General features: G+C 74.6%; 18 protein-coding genes and 1 riboswitch. Of the genes, 5 read left to right on the forward strand and 13 right to left on the reverse strand.

Features of this window, described 5'->3' with window-relative positions; genetic code table 11:
- Positions 1 to 9 precede the first annotated feature (9 nt).
- Positions 10 to 2289, reverse strand: coding sequence for a SpoIIE family protein phosphatase (locus ACI79I_RS09285; RefSeq protein WP_456992031.1), 2280 nt, complete (start codon positions 2287 to 2289; stop codon positions 10 to 12).
- Between the two features lie 10 nt (positions 2290 to 2299).
- Positions 2300 to 2650, reverse strand: coding sequence for an STAS domain-containing protein (locus tag ACI79I_RS09290; protein ID WP_456944093.1), 351 nt, complete (start codon positions 2648 to 2650; stop codon positions 2300 to 2302).
- 76 nt (positions 2651 to 2726) lie between these two features.
- Between ACI79I_RS09290 and ACI79I_RS09295 the strand changes: the two genes are divergently transcribed.
- From ACI79I_RS09295 to ACI79I_RS09305, 3 genes are all read left to right on the forward strand, one after another.
- The gene (locus ACI79I_RS09295; protein ID WP_456992032.1) at positions 2727 to 3161 is read left to right on the forward strand and encodes an ATP-binding protein; all 435 of its coding nucleotides are present in this window, start codon (positions 2727 to 2729) and stop codon (positions 3159 to 3161) included.
- A 91-nt stretch (positions 3162 to 3252) separates the two neighbouring features.
- Positions 3253 to 4653 carry a serine/threonine protein kinase gene (locus ACI79I_RS09300; RefSeq protein ID WP_456992033.1) on the forward strand — a complete coding sequence of 467 codons (1401 nt, stop codon included), beginning with the start codon at positions 3253 to 3255 and terminating at the stop codon, positions 4651 to 4653.
- A gap of 27 nt (positions 4654 to 4680) precedes the next feature.
- Positions 4681 to 5844 (forward strand): RtcB family protein, encoded by a 1164-nt coding sequence (locus tag ACI79I_RS09305; RefSeq protein WP_456992034.1) that lies wholly within the window; start codon positions 4681 to 4683, stop codon positions 5842 to 5844.
- Between the two features lie 90 nt (positions 5845 to 5934).
- Here ACI79I_RS09305 and ACI79I_RS09310 read toward each other — a convergent pair whose 3' ends face one another.
- From ACI79I_RS09310 to ACI79I_RS09320, 3 genes are all read right to left on the reverse strand, one after another.
- Positions 5935 to 6903 (reverse strand): TIGR03557 family F420-dependent LLM class oxidoreductase, encoded by a 969-nt coding sequence (locus ACI79I_RS09310; protein WP_456992035.1) that lies wholly within the window; start codon positions 6901 to 6903, stop codon positions 5935 to 5937.
- Between the two features lie 96 nt (positions 6904 to 6999).
- Complete coding sequence (locus ACI79I_RS09315) at positions 7000 to 7491, reverse strand: hypothetical protein (RefSeq protein ID WP_456992036.1); 492 nt, start codon at positions 7489 to 7491, stop codon at positions 7000 to 7002.
- A gap of 117 nt (positions 7492 to 7608) precedes the next feature.
- Positions 7609 to 8457 carry an NmrA/HSCARG family protein gene (locus tag ACI79I_RS09320; RefSeq protein ID WP_456992037.1) on the reverse strand — a complete coding sequence of 283 codons (849 nt, stop codon included), beginning with the start codon at positions 8455 to 8457 and terminating at the stop codon, positions 7609 to 7611.
- Between the two features lie 46 nt (positions 8458 to 8503).
- Here ACI79I_RS09320 and ACI79I_RS09325 point away from each other — a divergent pair, with 46 nt between their 5' ends.
- Positions 8504 to 9403, forward strand: coding sequence for an SMP-30/gluconolactonase/LRE family protein (locus ACI79I_RS09325; protein WP_456992038.1), 900 nt, complete (start codon positions 8504 to 8506; stop codon positions 9401 to 9403).
- 8 nt (positions 9404 to 9411) lie between these two features.
- On the opposite strand, the gene ACI79I_RS09330 is transcribed toward ACI79I_RS09325, so the two are convergent.
- Genes ACI79I_RS09330 through ACI79I_RS09340 form a run of 3 tightly spaced genes read right to left on the reverse strand, consistent with a single transcriptional unit; the run spans position 9412 to position 10836 of the window.
- The gene (locus ACI79I_RS09330) at positions 9412 to 9660 is read right to left on the reverse strand and encodes a hypothetical protein (RefSeq protein WP_456992039.1); all 249 of its coding nucleotides are present in this window, start codon (positions 9658 to 9660) and stop codon (positions 9412 to 9414) included.
- A complete protein-coding gene (locus ACI79I_RS09335; protein ID WP_456992040.1) occupies positions 9657 to 10619 on the reverse strand; it encodes a D-2-hydroxyacid dehydrogenase family protein in 963 nt (320 codons plus the stop codon). The genes ACI79I_RS09330 and ACI79I_RS09335 overlap by 4 nt, the downstream gene beginning before the upstream one ends.
- Before the next feature lie 46 nt (positions 10620 to 10665).
- On the reverse strand, positions 10666 to 10836 hold the full coding sequence (locus ACI79I_RS09340) for a hypothetical protein (RefSeq protein ID WP_456907530.1): 171 nt from the start codon (positions 10834 to 10836) through the stop codon (positions 10666 to 10668).
- A 352-nt stretch (positions 10837 to 11188) separates the two neighbouring features.
- A riboswitch (cyclic di-AMP (ydaO/yuaA leader) is annotated at positions 11189 to 11313 on the forward strand.
- Between the two features lie 13 nt (positions 11314 to 11326).
- On the opposite strand from ACI79I_RS09340, the gene ACI79I_RS09345 reads away from it, so the two are divergent.
- On the forward strand, positions 11327 to 11839 hold the full coding sequence (locus tag ACI79I_RS09345; RefSeq protein WP_456992041.1) for a C40 family peptidase: 513 nt from the start codon (positions 11327 to 11329) through the stop codon (positions 11837 to 11839).
- A 48-nt stretch (positions 11840 to 11887) separates the two neighbouring features.
- Here the strand turns inward: ACI79I_RS09345 and ACI79I_RS09350 are convergent, their stop codons facing one another.
- The 5 genes from ACI79I_RS09350 to ACI79I_RS09370 form a co-directional block, all read right to left on the reverse strand.
- On the reverse strand, positions 11888 to 12982 hold the full coding sequence (locus tag ACI79I_RS09350; protein WP_456992043.1) for an OmpA family protein: 1095 nt from the start codon (positions 12980 to 12982) through the stop codon (positions 11888 to 11890).
- 129 nt (positions 12983 to 13111) lie between these two features.
- Complete coding sequence (locus tag ACI79I_RS09355; protein ID WP_456992044.1) at positions 13112 to 14371, reverse strand: hypothetical protein; 1260 nt, start codon at positions 14369 to 14371, stop codon at positions 13112 to 13114.
- Positions 14368 to 15072 carry a hypothetical protein gene (locus ACI79I_RS09360; RefSeq protein WP_456992045.1) on the reverse strand — a complete coding sequence of 235 codons (705 nt, stop codon included), beginning with the start codon at positions 15070 to 15072 and terminating at the stop codon, positions 14368 to 14370. The genes ACI79I_RS09355 and ACI79I_RS09360 overlap by 4 nt, the downstream gene beginning before the upstream one ends.
- A gap of 213 nt (positions 15073 to 15285) precedes the next feature.
- Positions 15286 to 15717, reverse strand: coding sequence for a hypothetical protein (locus tag ACI79I_RS09365; protein ID WP_456992047.1), 432 nt, complete (start codon positions 15715 to 15717; stop codon positions 15286 to 15288).
- 107 nt (positions 15718 to 15824) lie between these two features.
- Positions 15825 to 16982, reverse strand: coding sequence for an N-acetylglucosamine-6-phosphate deacetylase (locus ACI79I_RS09370; RefSeq protein WP_456992049.1), 1158 nt, complete (start codon positions 16980 to 16982; stop codon positions 15825 to 15827).
- Positions 16983 to 17017: the final 35 nt, after the last annotated feature.

Raw genomic sequence — 17017 nt, forward strand, 5'->3', positions numbered from 1 at the left:
GCGCCGCCCTCAGGTGCGGCCGAGGCCGACCAGGGTGACGTCGTCGGTGTCCGGCGGGTCCAGCACAGCGAGGACGTCGTCCAGCAGCCTCTCCGGGTCGCGGCCGGCGGCCACCGCGCTGCACAGCGCGCCCAACCGCTCCTCGAGCGGGACGTCGCGGCGCTCCACCAGGCCGTCGCTGAACAGCAGCACCCGGTCCTCGCCGGCCAGCCGCAGCCGGGTCTCGGGGTACTCGGCGTCGTCGAGCAGCCCCAGCGCGGGGCCGTGCCGGCCGGCCAGCAGGCCCACCCCGCCGGCCGTGGCGTGCACCACCGGCAGGTGCCCGGCGTTGGCCAGCCCCACCGCCCCGGTTCGCGGGTCCAGCTCGACGACGACGGCGGTCGCGAGCTCGCCGGGCAGCAGCGCGGCGATCACCTCGTTGAGCCCCCGCAGCGCCGCGGCCGGACCGAGGTCGCGGAGCAGGTGCGCGCGCAGGGCGTGCCGCAGCTGGGCGGTGATCGCCGCGGCGGCCAGCCCGTGCCCGGCGACGTCGCCCAGCACGATCGACACCCGGCCGCTGGGCAGCGGGACCAGGTCGTACCAGTCCCCGCCCACGACGTCGGCAGCGCTGGGGCGGTAGCGAGCGGCCAGCGCCAGGCCCGGGACCTTGGGCAGCTCCTCGAGCAGGAGGGTGCGCTGCAGCGCCGCGGCGAGCCGGTTGTCCTCGCCGGCCCGCTGCAGCGCGGACTCGGTGACGTGGGCGGCCAGCGCCTGCGCGGCGGCGACCTCGTGCTCCCGCCACGGGGTCGCCGTCCCGCGGACGGTCTCGCGCCACGCGGCGAAGGAGCGGCGCGGGGACAGGCGCGGGCCGGCGTCGGTCGGCACGGTCTTCGGGGTGTGCGGGTTGCCGCCCCAGGTCACCTCGCGCGGCGTCTCGGGCCGGAACCAGGCGAGGAAGTCCCCGCTCCCGCTGCCGACCTCGACGGCGAGCAGCCCGCTGGCGGTGTCCGCGACGTCGGCCGCGGCGGGGACCACCCGGCGCAGTGCGTCGGTCGCCGGGCGTCCGGTGTCCAGCAGCCCGGCCACCAGTCCGGGCACCCGCTGCGCCGGAGGGGTGCTGCCGAGCAGGTGCAGCCGGCCGTCCAACCGCACCGCGGCGCCGGAGGCGGGCACCAGGTCCAGCACGCTCGGGCTGCCCTCGGTGAGCGCCCGCGCGGGCGTCCGCGGGGTGCGGCCGAGCGCGGCCACCAGCTGTGCCTGCCGCTGCGCCACGCCGACGGCGTCCCCCCGCTCGGCGGCCTCGACGGTGGTGTGCAGCAGCAGGGACGCCGTCCGGCCGAGGAACTCGGCGGCCACCCGGTCGGCGTACGAGGGGCGGTGCGGGCCGGAGTAGTGGTGGCAGGAGACCAGGCCCCACAGCCGGCCGCGGTCGACGAGCGAGACCGACATGGAGGAGACCACGCCCATGTTCGCCAGGTACTCCAGGTGCACCGGCGAGACGCTGCGCAGCACCGCGCCCGAGAGGTCCAGGGGCCGGCCGGTGAGCGGGTTGACCGCCGGGTGCAGCGGCACCGGGCGGTAGGTGGCGTCGGGGATCAGCCGCAGCCAGTTGGTCGCGTAGAGGGCGCGCGCCTGGGCCGGGATGTCGCTGGCCGGGTAGCGCAGACCGAGGAAGGGCTCGAGGTCCTCCCGGCGGTCCTCGGCGACCACCTCGCCGTTCCACTCCGGGTCGAAGCGGTAGACCATCACGCGGTCGAACCCGGTGAGCGCCCGGACGTCGCGGGCGAGGGTCGCGGTGAGCTCCTCCAGCGTGGCCGCGGCCGAGAGCCGCTGCAGCACGGTGGGCAGCCGGCGGTGCCAGGCGGCGCCGGCCTGCTCGGCACCGGTCAGCGGCTCCCACTCGGTGACCAGCAGCCCCTCGGTGCGGTGCACGACGAGGTCCACCTCGCCGCCGGCCACGGTCACCCGCAGGGGGTTGAGCAGGGCGAGGTCGTCGGCCAGCCCGTCGCGCAGCCGGTCCAGGTCGGCCGGCGCGAGCACATCGGCGAGGGACGCCGGCTCGGTCCCCAGCAGCTCGGCGGCGTCGGCCGAGGCGACCACCACCCGGAGGTCGGGCTCGGTGACGGCGAGCAGGACACCGTGCGGCTGGATCGCCCGGGGGACGGCGATCGGCTCGTCGGCGCAGCGGGCGAGCGCCTCGTCGCTGACCGTCGTGGGCGGCGCACCCTGGCCCGACTCCGCGCCGCGATCCGCTCCTCGCTCGTTCCTCGCTGCGATGCTCCCGCGGCTGTCATCGGGCGGTGTACTCACCACCGCGACCCTACGGGCCGACCTCCCCCTCGGTCAGGCTGGCCGCCTCGACGATCGGCACGAGCGCCTGGAGCTCCAGCAGGTCGACGACCAGCCGGACCGGTCGGTTGTCGCGGGGGCAGACCACCTGCAGCCGCACCCCGCTGCGGGTCGCCCGCCGCGCGCACCAGGCCAGCTGGCGGGCGCCGGAGGAGTCCAGGAACGTGGTGTCGGTCAGGTCCACCACCATCGAGCGGGGCTCGGTGGCCAGCACGGCGTCGACGGCCTCGGCCAGCTGTGGCGAGGTCGCGATGTCGAGCTCTCCGCGTACTCTCAGCGCCGGTCGCCCGAGGACCGTCGTCCGCTCGATCTCGAAGAGCAAGGGAATCGGTCCCCTCGTCGTGGTCCACTGGCCCTCCGCAGGGTAGATGCCACCGGACAGGAGAGGGGAGCCAGGCGTGGACATCGGGCTCAGCGTCCGCCTTCCGGTGGACAGCAACAGCGTCCCCTTCGTCCGGGGGCTGTGCCGGCAGGCGCTGGAGCACCTGCGCGTGGAGCGGGTGGTGATCGACGAGATCACGCTGGCGCTGACCGAGGCGTGCGCCAACGTCGTCCAGCACACCGGGGACCACGGCGACTACGAGGTGCAGGTCGCCATCGACTCCGGGACCTGCCGGATCAGCGTGTTCGACGACGGCCAGGGCTTCGACCCCGACGCGCTGCCGCAGGACCGGGACGGCTCCCTGCTGGAGGGCGGCGGGCGCGGGCTGCAGCTGATGCAGGCGCTGGTGGACCGCCTGGACTTCGCGCACGGCCCCGACGGCCGGCACCGGGTGACCCTGGTGAAGCGGTTGACCTCTCCCCCGGCGCTGCGCCTGGTCGACCCGGTCTGACGCCGGCTCGCCCCCGGGCACGCTCCGGTCGGGGGCACGGGACGCCGATACCGGGTACGGCGGCGTGATCCCACGAGCACGGAGGTGACCGGTGGATCTGGCGGGTTCGGTCCTCGGGAACCGGTACGAGCTGGGAGCCCTCCTCGCGACCGGGGGCATGGGCCAGGTGTGGCGGGCCCGGGACGTCGTCCTGGAGCGGCCGGTGGCCGTGAAGCTGCTTCGCAGCGAGTACACCGACGACCCGGGCTTCCTGGCCCGCTTCCGCGCCGAGGCCCGGCTGACGGCTGGCCTGACCGCGCCCTCCATCGCGACGCTGCACGACTACGGGGAGACCACCGGCCCCGGCGGACAGCGGCTGGCCTACCTCGTGATGGAACTGGTGGACGGCGAACCGCTCTCGGCCGTGCTGGCGCGGGAGGGCCGGCTGAGCCCCGAGCGCACGCGCGACGTCCTGCGCCAGGCCGCCGCCGGACTGGCCGTCGCCCACGGCGCCGGGGTGGTCCACCGGGACGTCAAGCCGGCCAACCTGCTGGTGGCCGCGGACGGCACCGTGAAGATCACCGACTTCGGGATCGCGTGGTCGGCGTCGAGCGCGTCGATCACCCGGACCGGGCAGGTCATCGGGACGGTGCGGTACCTCTCCCCCGAGCAGGCGCAGGGGGCCAAGGCGACCCCGGCGAGCGACGTCTACGCGCTCGGCGTGGTGGCGTACGAGTGCCTGACCGGCCGCCGGGCCTTCGACGGGGACAACGCCCTGCACGTCGTCGCGCAGAAGGTGTCCCAGCGGCTCGGCCCCCTGCCGCCCGACGTCCCGCCGGACCTGCGCCGGGTTGTCGAGCGGGCCCTCGCCACCGACCCCGCGGACCGCATCCCCGACGGCGCCGCGCTGCTGGACGCCCTGGACGGCGGAGCACCCGAGCGCGAGCGGACCCGCGTCCTGGCCACCGCCGGCGCCGCACCGGTGACCCGCGTGCTGCCGTCCGGGCCCGGCGGCCGGCCGGCGCGGCGGCTGCTCGTGCCGCTGGTCGCGCTGCTCGTGCTGGCCGTCGTGGTGGGCGCGGTGGTGCTCGACACCCGCGGCACGTCCTCGCCCACCGCGGAGCCGACCCCCTCGCCGTCGGCGCCGGCCGGGGTGGAGGTCGCCTCCGGGGACTACGTGGGCCGCCCGGTGTCCGAGGTCGTGGACGAGCTGGGCGGGCTGGGCCTGACCGTGCGACCGCGGCCGCTGCAGACCGGCGACGTGCCCGCCGGGCAGGTGATCGCCCTCGACCCCCTCGGCGCCCTGCAGCCGGGTGACACGGTCACCGTCACGCACGCCGTCGCCCCGCCCGCCCCGTCGTCCGCGCCGGCCGAGGAGCCCGACGAGGACGAGGCCGACCCCGACGAGGAGGGCAGCGGCAACGGGAACGCGGGCGGGGGCAACGGCAACGAGGGCAACCAGGGCAACGGCAACGGGAAGGGCGGCGACAAGAAGGACGGGAAGAAGGACTGAGGCACCCGCGCGGGGTACCGGTGAGGTGTGGAGAAGATCAACGACCGCCTGCTCAACTGGGCGTCGATCCTCGAGCCGACCACCCGGCTGCAGGCCGAGCGCACCGCCTCGATGCCGTTCATCAACCCGCACATGGCGCTGATGCCCGACGCGCACCTGGGCCTGGGCGCGACCGTGGGCTCGGTGATCCCGACCGACGGCGCGATCATCCCGGCGGCGGTCGGGGTGGACATCGGCTGCGGGATGATGGCGGTCCGCACCCAGTTCACCGGCGACGACCTGCGCGGCCGCAACCTGGCGACCCTCCACGAGCAGATCTCGCGGGCGATCCCGCTGTCGGCCGGCCGCTACAACAAGAAGCTGCGCGAGACGGCGGCGCCGCGGGTGGACGAGCTCCGGGACCTGCCGGGTGCCGTGCAGGCCGACGCCGTCGCGCAGAACTGGCCGCTGCAGCTGGGCTCGCTCGGGTCGGGCAACCACTTCATCGAGGTCTCGCTGGACGAGGCCGACCGGGTGTGGCTGTTCCTGCACTCCGGGTCGCGCGGCGTGGGCAACCGGCTGGCGTCCAAGCACATCCGGGTGGCCAAGGACCTCACCGATGCGCGCGGCGTCGACCTGCCCGACCGCGACCTCGCCTACCTGGAGGAGGGCGAGCCGGAGTTCGACGCCTACATGGAGGCGCTGCACTGGGCGCAGCGGTTCGCCTACCTCAACCGCGAGGAGATGATGGACCGCGTCGCCGAGCAGGTCTCCCGCTTCCTCACCACGGAGGTCGAGCGGGTCCAGGTGGTCAACGCGCACCACAACTACACCGAGCGCGAGGAGCACTTCGGCACGCGGGTCTGGGTCTCCCGCAAGGGGGCGATCTCCGCGCGGGCGGGCCAGTGGGGGCTCATCCCGGGGTCGATGGGCACGGCGTCCTACATCGTCGTCGGCCGGGGCAACGTCGAGTCACTGCACTCCGCACCCCACGGCGCGGGCCGCAACCACTCCCGCGGCCAGGCCCGCCGGCTGTTCACCCGCGCGGACCTGGACCGCCGGATGAAGGGCATCGCCTGGGGCCGCTCGGACGCGTTCCTCGACGAGCACCCCGACGCGTACAAGCCGGTGGACGTCGTCATGGCCGACGCCGCCGACCTGGTGGAGGTCCGGCACACGCTGCGCCAGGTGGTCAACGTCAAGGGCGACTGAGCCGCCGGCCGGTGCTCACCTGCGGGTGCACGTGCTCTGCGTACGAGGGGCATGCAGAGCACGACCACCCGCAGGTGGTCCCCCGCCGGCTCAGGACGACGGCGTCAGCGCACGCACCCGGCCGATGAGCTCCCGCTCGCAGACGTCGAGGAAACCGTCCGGGTCCGGGCCGGTGTTCTGCAGCACCAGGTGGTCGAAGCCCGCGTCGACGTAGGGCTGGGCCTGCTGCACGTGCGCGTCCAGGTCGGGGCCGCAGGAGAACTGCTGCCGGATGTCGTCGGGCGTCACCGTCTCGCTGGCGGCGGCGAAGTTGACCGGGTTGGGCAGCTCGCTCATCACCTTCCAGCCGGTGACCGCCCAGCGGCTGGTCTCCAGGGCGGCCTGGACGGCGGAGTCCTCGTCGGCGGCCCAGGCCATCGGCACCTCGGCGTAGTGCGGCCCCGTGCCGCCGCCGTCCCGGTAGGCGCTGACCAGGTCCCCGCGCGGCTCGGTGGCGAACAACCCGTCGCCGTGCTCCGCGGCGAGCCTCGAGGCCTCGGGTCCGCCGCTGGCCACCGCGATGACCGGGAGCTGGTCGGGGAGGTCGAAGACGCGGGCGTCCTCGAGCTGCAGGTACTGGCCGTCGTAGGACTGGTAGCCGCCCTGCCACAGCAGCCGGATGATCTCCAGGGCCTCGCGGAGCATCCTGTGCCGGATCCGCACCGCCGGCCAGCCCTGCCCGACGACGTGCTCGTTGAGCCGCTCGCCGGCGCCGACCCCGAGGGTGAAGCGGTTGCCCGAGAGGATCTGCACGGTGGCCGCGGCCTGGGCGATCACCGCCGGGTGGTACCGGATCATCGGGCAGGTGACGCCGGTGGCCAGGCCGATCCGCTCGGTCCTCGCGGCCATGGCGCCCAGCAGGGACCAGGTGAACGCGCTGTGGCCCTGGTTGTCCAACCACGGGTGGAAGTGGTCGCTCAGCTCCACGAAGTCGAAGCCGGCCTGCTCGGCGCGGACCGTCTGCCGGATGACCTCCTCCGGCCCGAAGGCCTCGGTGGCGAGCTTGTAGCCGACCTGCATGTCGTCGTCCCTCCGTGGATCGCGTCGGTCCCCCGGGGCCTGCCCGGGGTGCGGACGGGGGAAACGACTCGCCGGGGCCGGCGCCGGCCGCCGCGGTCAGCTCCCGGGGCCGGCGTCCCCGGTGCGCCGGACGTGACCCAGGCCGATCGGGCGGTCACCGGCCAGCCGCAGCGCCTCCATGGCGCCGGCGTCGTCCAGGCCGTCCCGGCCGCGGCTGGCCTCGAAGAGCTCGACCTGCTCCTCGATCCACCGCTGGTGCCGGTTCCACGCGTTCAGCGGCGTGGTGCCGAGCGACTCACCGATCCGGGCCCACGACGCCCCGGTGCGCAGCGCCGCGCGGATGCCCAGGTGCTGCGCGTCGTAGGCCCGGCGGGCGAGGACGACGCCCAGGTCGAGCAGCTCCAGGGACTCCTCCTGGTCGAGGGCTTCCACCTCACCGCGCAGGTGGGCCGTCCACGAGTGCGTGGGTGCCGGGGTGCGCCGCCGCGAGGACGCCGTCGCGTTGTCCCGCCGGCTCAGGTAGTCCAGCCGGGTCGCCGCCGTGACCATCGGCAGCGCCAGCCCGGGGACCCCCACTCTGCCCGTCATGACGACGGAGCCTCGGACAGCCGGACCCGCGGCCCGCCGCTCCCCCGGCCGTGTCGCGGGGATCCCGTCCCGACACGCGGTGGGCGTGACCCTCCGCTACCGGTCCGCGCCGGGACGTCAGGGTGTCCAGCCGGTGCGAGCCAGCCAGGTGGGCAGGTCCTGCAGGCCGGGTGCGAGGGCGCGGGTGGCAGCGACGTCGGCCCGGTAGGCGGGCGGCCGGGCGAACCAGGCGAACATCGCCCGGGAGTCCTCGTCGTCGCCGAGCGCGTCCAGCGGCAGCGCCTCGTAGCGGCCGGGCAGGCCGGCGTGCTGACCGAAGGCGGCGGCGACCTGCTCGCCGGTCCGCTCGTCGCCCCCGATCTCGATGCTGCCGCCGGGCACCCGTGAGGGGTCCAGCAGGACGGCCGCGGTGACCGCGCCGATGTCGGCGACGGCGATCATCTGCAGCGGCACCCCGGCCGGCAGCGCCATCCGGACGACGACCGCGCCGTCCTCGGCCGACGCCATCCAGCGCAGGTTCTCCATGAAGAAGACCGGGCGCACGACCGTGGCGGGCAGGCCGAGGGAGGCGATGTGCTCCTCGACGCGACGCTTGCTGTCGAAGTGCGGGATGCCGGTGTCCCGCTCGGCGCCCCCGACGGAGCTGAACACCAGGTGCTCCACGCCGCTGTCGGCGGCCGCGTCGGCCAGGGCGGTGCCGTCCGCCACCTCGCCGTCCACACCCCGCGGGCCGAAGGGGGTGGTCATCGCGAACACCCGCTGCGCGCCGCGGAACGCCGTCCGCAGGCTGTCCGGGTCCTGCAGGTCGGCGGGGACGAGCTCGGCACCGCGGTCGGCGAGGTCGCGGGCCCGGCCCGGGTCGCGGACGAGGGCGCGGACCCGGGCGCCGGCGTCCAGCAGTGCGCCGGCGGTGGCGCCGCCCTGCCGGCCGGTGGCTCCGACGACGGCGATCACGGGTCCGGGCACGTGTGACTCCTCGCTGACGGGTCGGGTCCCCCTAGGGTGCCCGAGCATGGCGGAACGGCAGCTCAGGACGGTCCTGGAGGGCGGCGGGTTCTTCGAGGGCCCGCGCTGGCACGAGGGCACGTGGTGGATCTCGGACTTCTACCGGCACACGGTCAGCCGGGTGACCCCCGACGGTGCGGAGACCGTCGTCGTCGAGGTGGAGCAGCAGCCGTCCGGGCTGGGCTGGCTGCCCGACGGCTCCCTGGTCGTCGTGTCGATGAAGGACCGCCGGGTGCTCCGGTACGCCGACGGGTCGCTCACGACCCACGCCGACCTGGCCGAACACTGCGGCGGGCACCTCAACGACCTGGTGGTCGACGCCGGCGGCCGCGTGTTCGTCGGTGACTTCGGCTTCGACCTGATGGGCGGCGGGAGCGCCGCGACCGCGTCGCTCAAGCGCATCGACCCGAACGGCACGGTGTCGGTCGCCGCCGAGGGGCTGCAGTTCCCGAACGGCTCTGTCATCACCCCGGACGGCGGCACGCTCGTCGTCGGCGAGACGCTGGGCAACCGGTACACCGCGTTCGACCTGGGCGCCGACGGGTCGCTGTCCAACCGGCGGGTGTGGGCGTCCCTCGGCCCGGAGGTCACCGGGACGACGGTCGACGAGGTGCTCGGCCAGCTGACGGTCGCCCCCGACGGCTGCGCGCTGGACGCCGAGGGGCGGATCTGGGCGGCCGACGCGGTCGGCGGCCGGGTGGTGCGCGTGGCCGAGGGTGGGGAGGTCCTCGACGAGGTCGCCGCGCCGTCCGGCCTGGGCGTCTACGCGTGCATGCTCGGCGGGGACGACGGCCGCACGCTGCTGATGTGCTGCGCGCCGGACTTCTACGAGCACAACCGGGCGCCGGTGCGCGAGGCGGTCCTGGTGGCCACCGAGGTCGACGTCCCCCACGCCGGCCGGCCGTAGCCGCGAGGTCAGCCGTTCCGGCCGCCGAGCGGGTGGTCGGTGTCCGGGACGCCGCTGGCGCTCTCACCCGGGTTGGTCGACATCTCGCCGTCCCGGGCGGCGCGCGGCTCCTCCTGCTGCGACGGCGGCCCGACCAGGTCCTCCTCCGGACGCGTGCCCGGGACCCCGTCGGTCGGTTCGTTGACGCCACCGGCCGGCCGGCCGGTCAGGTTGCCCTCGGTCATGCCGCTGGAGTACCCGTGCCGGGCGGCGGTCACGCGGGGTCGAGCACCCGGACCGGGGAGCCCGCCAGGAAGGCGGCGACGTCCTCGACGACCTCGCGGTAGAAGACCTCGTAGCCGCGGCGGGTGACGTAGCCCAGGTGCGGGGTGAGGACCGTCCGCGGCGCGCTGCGCAGCGGGGAGTCGGCGGGCAGCGGCTCACGGTCGTAGACGTCGAGGCCGGCGCCGGCGATCCGCCCGTCGGACAGCGCCTCGACCAGGGCGGCCTCGTCGACGACCGGCCCGCGCGAGGTGTTGACCAGGATCGCGGTGGGTCTCATCCGGCCGAGCTCGGCGCGGCCGACGATGCCGCGGGTGCCCTCGCCGAGGACCAGGTGCACGGTGACGATGTCCGCGGTGGCGAACAGCTCGTCCCGCTCGACCCGGCGGACGCCGGCCGCCGCGGCGCGGTCGTCGGTGAGGTGCGGGCTCCAGGCGACGACGTCCATCTCGAAGGCCTGCCCGATCCGCGCGACGCGGGTGCCGAGCCGGCCCAGGCCCACCACGCCGAGGCGGGCGCCGGCGAGGTCGGTGCCGACCGTGGTCTGCCAGCGGCCGGCGCGCAGGGCGGCGTCCTCGGCCGGGACGTGGCGGGCCACGGCGAGCAGCAGCGCCCAGGTCAGCTCTGCGGTGCCGGGTGCGTGCGAGCCGGTGCCGCAGACGGTGATCCCGCGGTCGCGGGCCGCGGTGAGGTCGATGGCGGCGTTGCGGGCGCCGGTGGTGACCAGCAACCGGAGCGCGGGCAGGCGCTCGAGCAGGCTGCGCGGGAACGGCGTCCGCTCACGCATGGCGACGAGGACGTCGAAGGGGGCGAGGCGCTCGACGAGGGCGTCCTCGTCGTCGAGGTGGTCGGCGAAGGCGACGACGTCGAGCGGTCCGGGGACGCGGGACCAGTCGGCGAACTCGGCCGCCACGGACTGGTAGTCGTCGAGGACGGCGACCCGGTGGGGGCTCACCGGGAGCCCCCGCCCGGTGCCGGACGGGGGCTCCCCAGCGGAGCCGTCAGTGGACGGGGCCGCGGCCGTAGCCCTTGCCGCCGCCGCGCTTCTTGTTCTGCTCGCCCATCTTGGCGATGAACTCCTTGATCTTGGCCTGGTTCTGCGGCTTGCGGGCCTCCTGGATGACCTTCGCCGCGATCCCCGACGCCACCAGCTTCCGGATCATTCCGGCCATGGGGTGTGTCCCTCCTCGTTCTCGGTCGTCTCTTGTCGTGCCCGCCCAACGGCTGCGCCAACCCCCGGGTTCCGGCTGCTGTCCGCGATACGGACGTCACGCCGCGTGAGAACACTCCGCCGTTCACATACTTTGGTCCCAAGCCGCTGACCTGCGGAAACGCATCCATGGCATTCCTGCGCGCTCCGTAGTCCCCGGTGGTCAGCGCGGCGTGTCGCGATCCGGACACGCCGCCGTCGCGCGACCGTCCGGCCGCCTGCGAGGGCCGTCGCGCTCTCCTACGGTCGTCCGCGGTCCTGCCGGGCCTCTCGTCACCGAACCGCGTGACACCGGCCGGACTACGCCGAACCGGACGCGGTGAACGCCGCGCCCGGACCGGGGACCCACCGCATCCCTGGGGTGAAGCGCATCTCGCGCCGGGCGACTCCCCCGTCCGAACCCGTCAGCTAACCCGGTAGGCGGCCGTGGAGAACAGGAGAACCCGTCGTCCATGACGACTGCACGCACGTCTTTCGCACGCCGTTCTTTCCGTGGGATCGCGATCGCCGCCGTCGCCGGCGCCGCCGTGACCCTCGCTCCGGCCACCGCCCAGGCTGACGCCGGTGACGCCGGTTCCGGCGCCGTCGCCGTCGCTGCGGCCGCCGCCCCGAACGGCGCCGCCCAGAAGGCCGTCGACACCGCCCTCGCACAGCAGGGCGACCCGTACGGCTGGGGCGCCACCGGTCCCAACGCCTTCGACTGCTCGGGGCTGACGACGTTCGCCTACCGGGCGGCCGGCGTCGAGCTGCCGCGCACCTCGCGGGCGCAGTCGACCTTCGGCGCGCCGGTGGCGAAGTCCGACCTCAAGCCCGGTGACCTGGTGTTCTTCTACAGCCCGGTCTCGCACGTGGGCATGTACATCGGCAACGGCCAGATGGTGCACGCCTCCACCGCCGGCCAGCCGGTCAAGGTCGTGAACCTCGACTCCATGCCGAGCTACGTCGGGGCCCGTCGGGTCGCGTGACGCACCGGTGCCCCGGCCGTCCTGAGGGACGGCCGGGGGCACCGTCCGTCAGTCGCAGGCCAGGCCCGCGGTCCCGATCGACGGCGTGATGATGACCTTCCGGTTCTGCGCCGCCGGACCCGGGAGCAGGTTGCCTTCAGCGTCGTGGTCCTGGACGTAGCCGGGGAACTCGCTCCCGACGCCGTCAGCGGTCAGGCCGCCGGCCGGGACACCGAGGTCGACCAGCACCTGGCGCACGGCTTCGGCGCGATCGAGGCCGAGTCGCCGCTGTCCCTCGATGCCCTGGACGTTGGCGGTCGTACCGGTCAAGGTCGCGGTCGCACCGCTCTCGCGTAGTTGCTCGGCGATCGGCCGGAGCACAGCTTCGGCCGCCTCCTCGTCGACGAACTCGGCCGAGTCCGGCCGGAAGGCGACATCGGCCCCGGTGAGCACGATGGTGCCCTTGGTGCAGACCGGCCCCTCGGGCACCGGTACAGGCGTGACTCTCGGCAGCTCCTCATCGAGGAGCTCCCGGCTCAGTTGCGTGTCCTCGACCTCGGGCTCAACGCCCCCATTGGCGGCGGTGCTGATCGCCCTCCAGATGGCGACGAGGTTCTTCCGCTGCGCGATGCTCAGCGGCTCCTGCGGCTCGGCCGTGTCACCGATTCCCTGCAGGATGACCCTGACTCCGCCGAGGTCCGGCAGGGCATCGAGCGCCACCAGGTTGTCGACGATCTCCTGAGGGTCGGCGTCGAGCAGGCCGGGCTGGGTGAAGTCCAGCGGCGCCACGGTCGAGAGCCCTGAGTCGACGACGACGATCGTCCGGGGCGGCGTCTCCACGGCCGAGATGCTGCGCGCTGCCTCGTCCAGAGCCGTGAGGAGATCGGTCTCCTCGTCCTCCGCACGGAGCGCTTCGATCTCTGCGGCCAGCGCTGCCTCGTTGCGCTCCCGACTCTCCTCACGTGCAGGTCCGTTGTTGCCCGTGATGAGCATCTGCTCCGAGAACTGCACTGACGGTTCGCCGTCCGCGACGACCATGGTCACGAGTGACTGGTCCTGCAGAGCCTGGTCGAACACATCCGCGGCGTCACCGTCGAGCTGCGGCGGCGGCATGTTGCTGCGCGCCCCGGCCACCAGGGCCACCGCACCGGTCGGGTCGCCCACCGCCTCTCCACCACCGCAGCCGGCCAGGACTCCGGCCAGGGTCAGGACGGTTGCCGCCGCGGAGACAGCGCGCGGGGTCGTGCTCTTTCGCACAGGGAAACCTCTCGGATGTGGTGAGGACCGCAGTGGTCAGTGGCTGCCGGCATGCGTGCCGTAGCCGTTGATGCGGTCGTGGGCGTCCCGCGAGGTCGGGACGAGGTTCGCGCCGTGTCGGCGCGCAGTCGGCTCCGAGGAGACGTCCGCGCCACGGCCGGCGGTCAGTCCGCTGGTGGCCTCCGGCAGCCCGATGTAGCGGGCGACCTCCACGCGGACGAGCTCCTTCAACGCATCGATGCCGGCGTCGATCTCGATGGAGGCATCAGCAGCGCGCTGGTGTGCTCGCGCCTCCTCGGTGCGGGCCAGCGCCAACTCCTGCTGCCGGGCGGTCGCCACTGCTGCAGCCTCGACAGCCGCCCTCCGGTGGGCCGGCAACGTCTCCCGTAGCGCGAGGTAGGTCGTCATGTGGGGGTGGTGCTCGGTGAACCCCGAGTAGAAGGCCAGGAGCCCCGAGGCCACGTACAGTCCAGCGAGCAGGAGTGCGGACAGCAGAGGGTCGTGCTGCGCCTGAGCAGCCCCGGCCGACCCGAAGACGTCCGACGCGGCGGAGGCCGAGTCCTGGCTCTGCACGCGGAAGACGAAGGCGACCGCTCCGAGGAGCAGCCAGCCACCCAGCATGAGGAAGATCGACGGTCGCCCCAGGCCCCCCCGAGCCTGGCGCAGCTCCTTCCAGGCCCGCCCGACGAAGTGCATCAGGCCCACTGAGGCGGCGGCGAAGGCGAGGGTGAGCATCCAGACGACGTACTCCTCGCCGTCCGTGAACGTCGTGGCGATGACGAGGCGGAACGTGGCCACGTCACCCAGTGCCGCGACGACCAGGAACGCGATCACGAGGAACCGGTGGAACCGCGGCCGGACGAGTCCCTCCAGGGGATCCGACGTGGCGCGGGGCCTGCGCCTGCGCTCCCGCTGGTCGATCGCCTGGTTCTCCGCGGGGTCGAGCACCCGCCGCTTGGCCGCGGTGAGCTCGCGCTCCGCGTCCTCGACGGCGGTGGTGGCCGCGTCGGCGAGCTTTCGTGTCTTCAGGACCTCCGCCTCGAGCTCGGCGACTCGCCCTTGTGCCGCAGCGACCGAGTTGGTCCGCTCGCTGGCACGGCGGGCGTGCATCTCCCGGCGCAGACCCTCGAGCCACGCGTCCATCACGTCGCCGTTGCCGGCGTCCAGGGAACCCGCCTGGGCGAGCTGCCCCACCTGTGCAACCACCTGGTCGCGCGCCCCGCGGAGCTCGGCCTCCACGACCGAGGTGGGCCGAGCCGAGGAGGGCTCCTGCTCAGGCAGGCTCGAGTGGTTCACGCGGCGACTCCAGACGGTGCGGCAGCCATGGTGGGATCGGCCCACGCGGGCAGAGGACAGAGCTCCGTCGTCCAGCCCCGGATGAGCTCGTCACGCTCCGGATGACGGCGGACGAGAGCCCGCCGGTAGATGGCGGCCTTGCGGCTCGCGACTGCCTGGTGGTGGACGACGTGCGAGCGAGCGACGTCCGTGCGGGTGTCGCACTGCGCCTTCAGCTCAGCCCGCTCGGAGAGCCGAGCGTCGATGCTCTCCTGGGTCTCCTGGACGACCGAACGAGCCCGTTCGACAGCCCGCTGATGGGCGACGATGCGCCGCCGGCGGACCGCGGACTCGGTCAGCTGCTCCTCACCGGGGTACCGGAGCGACAACCAGTCTTCCGACAGCGGTTCTGACAGCCGACTCACGTCGTTCGCCTCGCGCTGCAACGCAGCCCTCAGGTGGTCGAGTTCGGCGTCGATCCGATCGATGCTCACCTCACGCGACTGGTTGTCGCGCAGGCACCCCGTCCACTCGCGCTCGCAGACCTCGCGGTACTCGGCGACCAGCTCGGAGAGGAGGGGCGTCGAGTCCGCGCTCAGACCGACCGGGAGACCGGCGCGCCGGTCTGATCGCGCGTACCACTGGAGCCGCCACCGGGTCCGCAGTGGGATGCGAACCAGGCGGTAGCGGCGGTCGAGGTGCTGGGCACCCGTCGAGGCCACGACCACTCCCCCGTCACGGGCACAGCGCCCGATGATCAGCCAGATCCATCACGGAGGCGCGACGACGCGGTGGTCCCCCGGTCCCCCGACGGGCACCGCGCAGGAGCGTGAGCACCGGGTACGGGAGACGTCTGGATGCTATTGAGGTCGATCTTGTTCCGGTGGGCGTCGACCGGGGGCCTCATCCCATGGGGTGAGCGGGGCGGCCCTCGATCACTCCCGGCAGGGCTCGGGGGTCTGCTCGGCCGGCTGCAGCGAGAAGACCGCGCCGGTGTCGCGCGGCCAGGAGTGCAGGAAGAGCAGCCCGACGCGGGTGTTGAGGAAGGCCTCCGCGCCGGCGCTGCCCACCCGGGCGGTCAGCTGGCCGGCATCGTGGTTGCGGTAGCGCCGCAGCTCGTCCCCGGCGGCCAGGGTGACCACGTCGCCGACGGCGCCCATGACGACCACCGGCTGCCAGTGCTCGGCGGCGTCGTTCTGGCAGAACTGGACCTGCGCCGGGTGCGGCGCGTGGCCGCGGGCGTGCCGCGAACACCGCGGAGGCTGCCCGACCCGGCTCGGCCCCGGGTGCGGCTCGAGGTGGTCGGACATGTGCTCCCCCTTGCTCAGTGCGCGGTCGGTCAGCTGGCCGGCTGTCCAGTGCAGCACCCAGGTGTCCTTCCCCCATCCCGCACCAAACGCCGTGGACGCCGAAGTCCCCCGCCGGCGTGGGTGACGCCGGAGGCCGGTCACGCACGGTGAACGCCGGTCGGGCGTCAGGACGGCGACACCACCCACTCCCCCGCCCGCAGCACGCCTCGCACCTGCAGGCCCCGGTCGAGCAGGACCACGTCGGCGCGCCGCCCCGCTCCCAGCGCCCCGACCTCGGGCAGGCCCAGCGCCGCCGCCGGCGTCGTCGCGGTCACCCGCGCGGCGTCGACCAGGGACAGGCCGAGGTCGGTGACCGCCCGCCGGAACAGCGCGGCCGAGGTCGCCGTCCCACCGGCCAGCGCGCCGCCGTCGACCAGGCGCGCGGCGCCGCCGGACACCGTCACGGCCAGCCCGCCCAGGTCGTAGCGGCCGTCGGGCATCCCGGCCGCGGCCGTCGCGTCGGTGACCAGCGCGACCCGCCCCGGCCCGGCCGTGCCGAGGACGTGCCGCTCCCAGGCGGGGTGCAGGTGCACGCCGTCGGCGATCAGCTCCACCGTCACCCGCGGGTCCTCGAGCAGGGCCATGACCGCGCCGGGGTCGCGGCCCGCGGGCGCCGGCATCGCGTTGAGCAGGTGGGTGGCCATCCGCGCCCCGGCGTCCACCGCCGCCCGGACGACGTCGTACGGCGCCTCGGTGTGCCCGACGGCGGCCACCACCCCGGCGTCGGCCAGCGCCGCGATCGCGTCCAGCGCCCCCGGCAGCTCGGGCGCGAGCGTTCCCATCCGCACGATCCCGCGGGACAGCACCCGCACCAGCTCCTCCGCGGACGGCGGGCGCAGCGCGGCCTGGTCGTGGGCACCCCGCCGGGTCGGCGCCAGCCACGGCCCCTCCAGGTGCACGCCGGCGAGCTCGCCCTCCTCGACCAGCCCGGCGAGGCCGTCCAGCGCCCGGTCCAGGTCCGGCGGCCGCAGCGACACCAGGGAGGCGACGACGGTTGTCGTCCCCGCCGCGCGGGACGCGGCCAGCGCACGACGCGCGGCCGCGGGACCGCCGTCGTACGAGGCGCCGCCGCTGCCGTGCTGGTGGACGTCGACGAAGCCGGGGACGAGGGTGCGCCCGGCGCAGTCGACGACCCGCCCGGCCGCCGGGGTCGGACCGGTGCCGACGGCGGCCAGCCGGTCCCCCGCCACGTGCACCCAGCCGCCGGCGAGCACGCGCTCGGGCGTGACGACGTCCCCGCCGGTGAGCAGCAGCGAGCCCCCCGGGCCTCCGGCCCCTCCCATGCGGGCATCGTGACGGCCGGTCGATCCCGGTGCCC

The organism is Geodermatophilus sp. SYSU D01105, assembly GCF_054050095.1.

Bases quoted from the DNA above. Each gene is read 5' to 3' on its own strand.
- ACI79I_RS09340 (WP_456907530.1), bottom strand. From the start codon at position 10,836: ATGGCCGGAATGATCCGGAAGCTGGTGGCGTCGGGGATCGCGGCGAAG.
- ACI79I_RS09370 (WP_456992049.1), bottom strand. From the start codon at position 16,982: ATGGGAGGGGCCGGAGGCCCGGGGGGCTCGCTGCTGCTCACCGGCGGG.
- ACI79I_RS09310 (WP_456992035.1), bottom strand. From the start codon at position 6,903: ATGCAGGTCGGCTACAAGCTCGCCACCGAGGCCTTCGGGCCGGAGGAG.
- ACI79I_RS09325 (WP_456992038.1), top strand. From the start codon at position 8,504: ATGGCGGAACGGCAGCTCAGGACGGTCCTGGAGGGCGGCGGGTTCTTC.
- ACI79I_RS09315 (WP_456992036.1), bottom strand. From the start codon at position 7,491: ATGACGGGCAGAGTGGGGGTCCCCGGGCTGGCGCTGCCGATGGTCACG.
- ACI79I_RS09345 (WP_456992041.1), top strand. From the start codon at position 11,327: ATGACGACTGCACGCACGTCTTTCGCACGCCGTTCTTTCCGTGGGATC.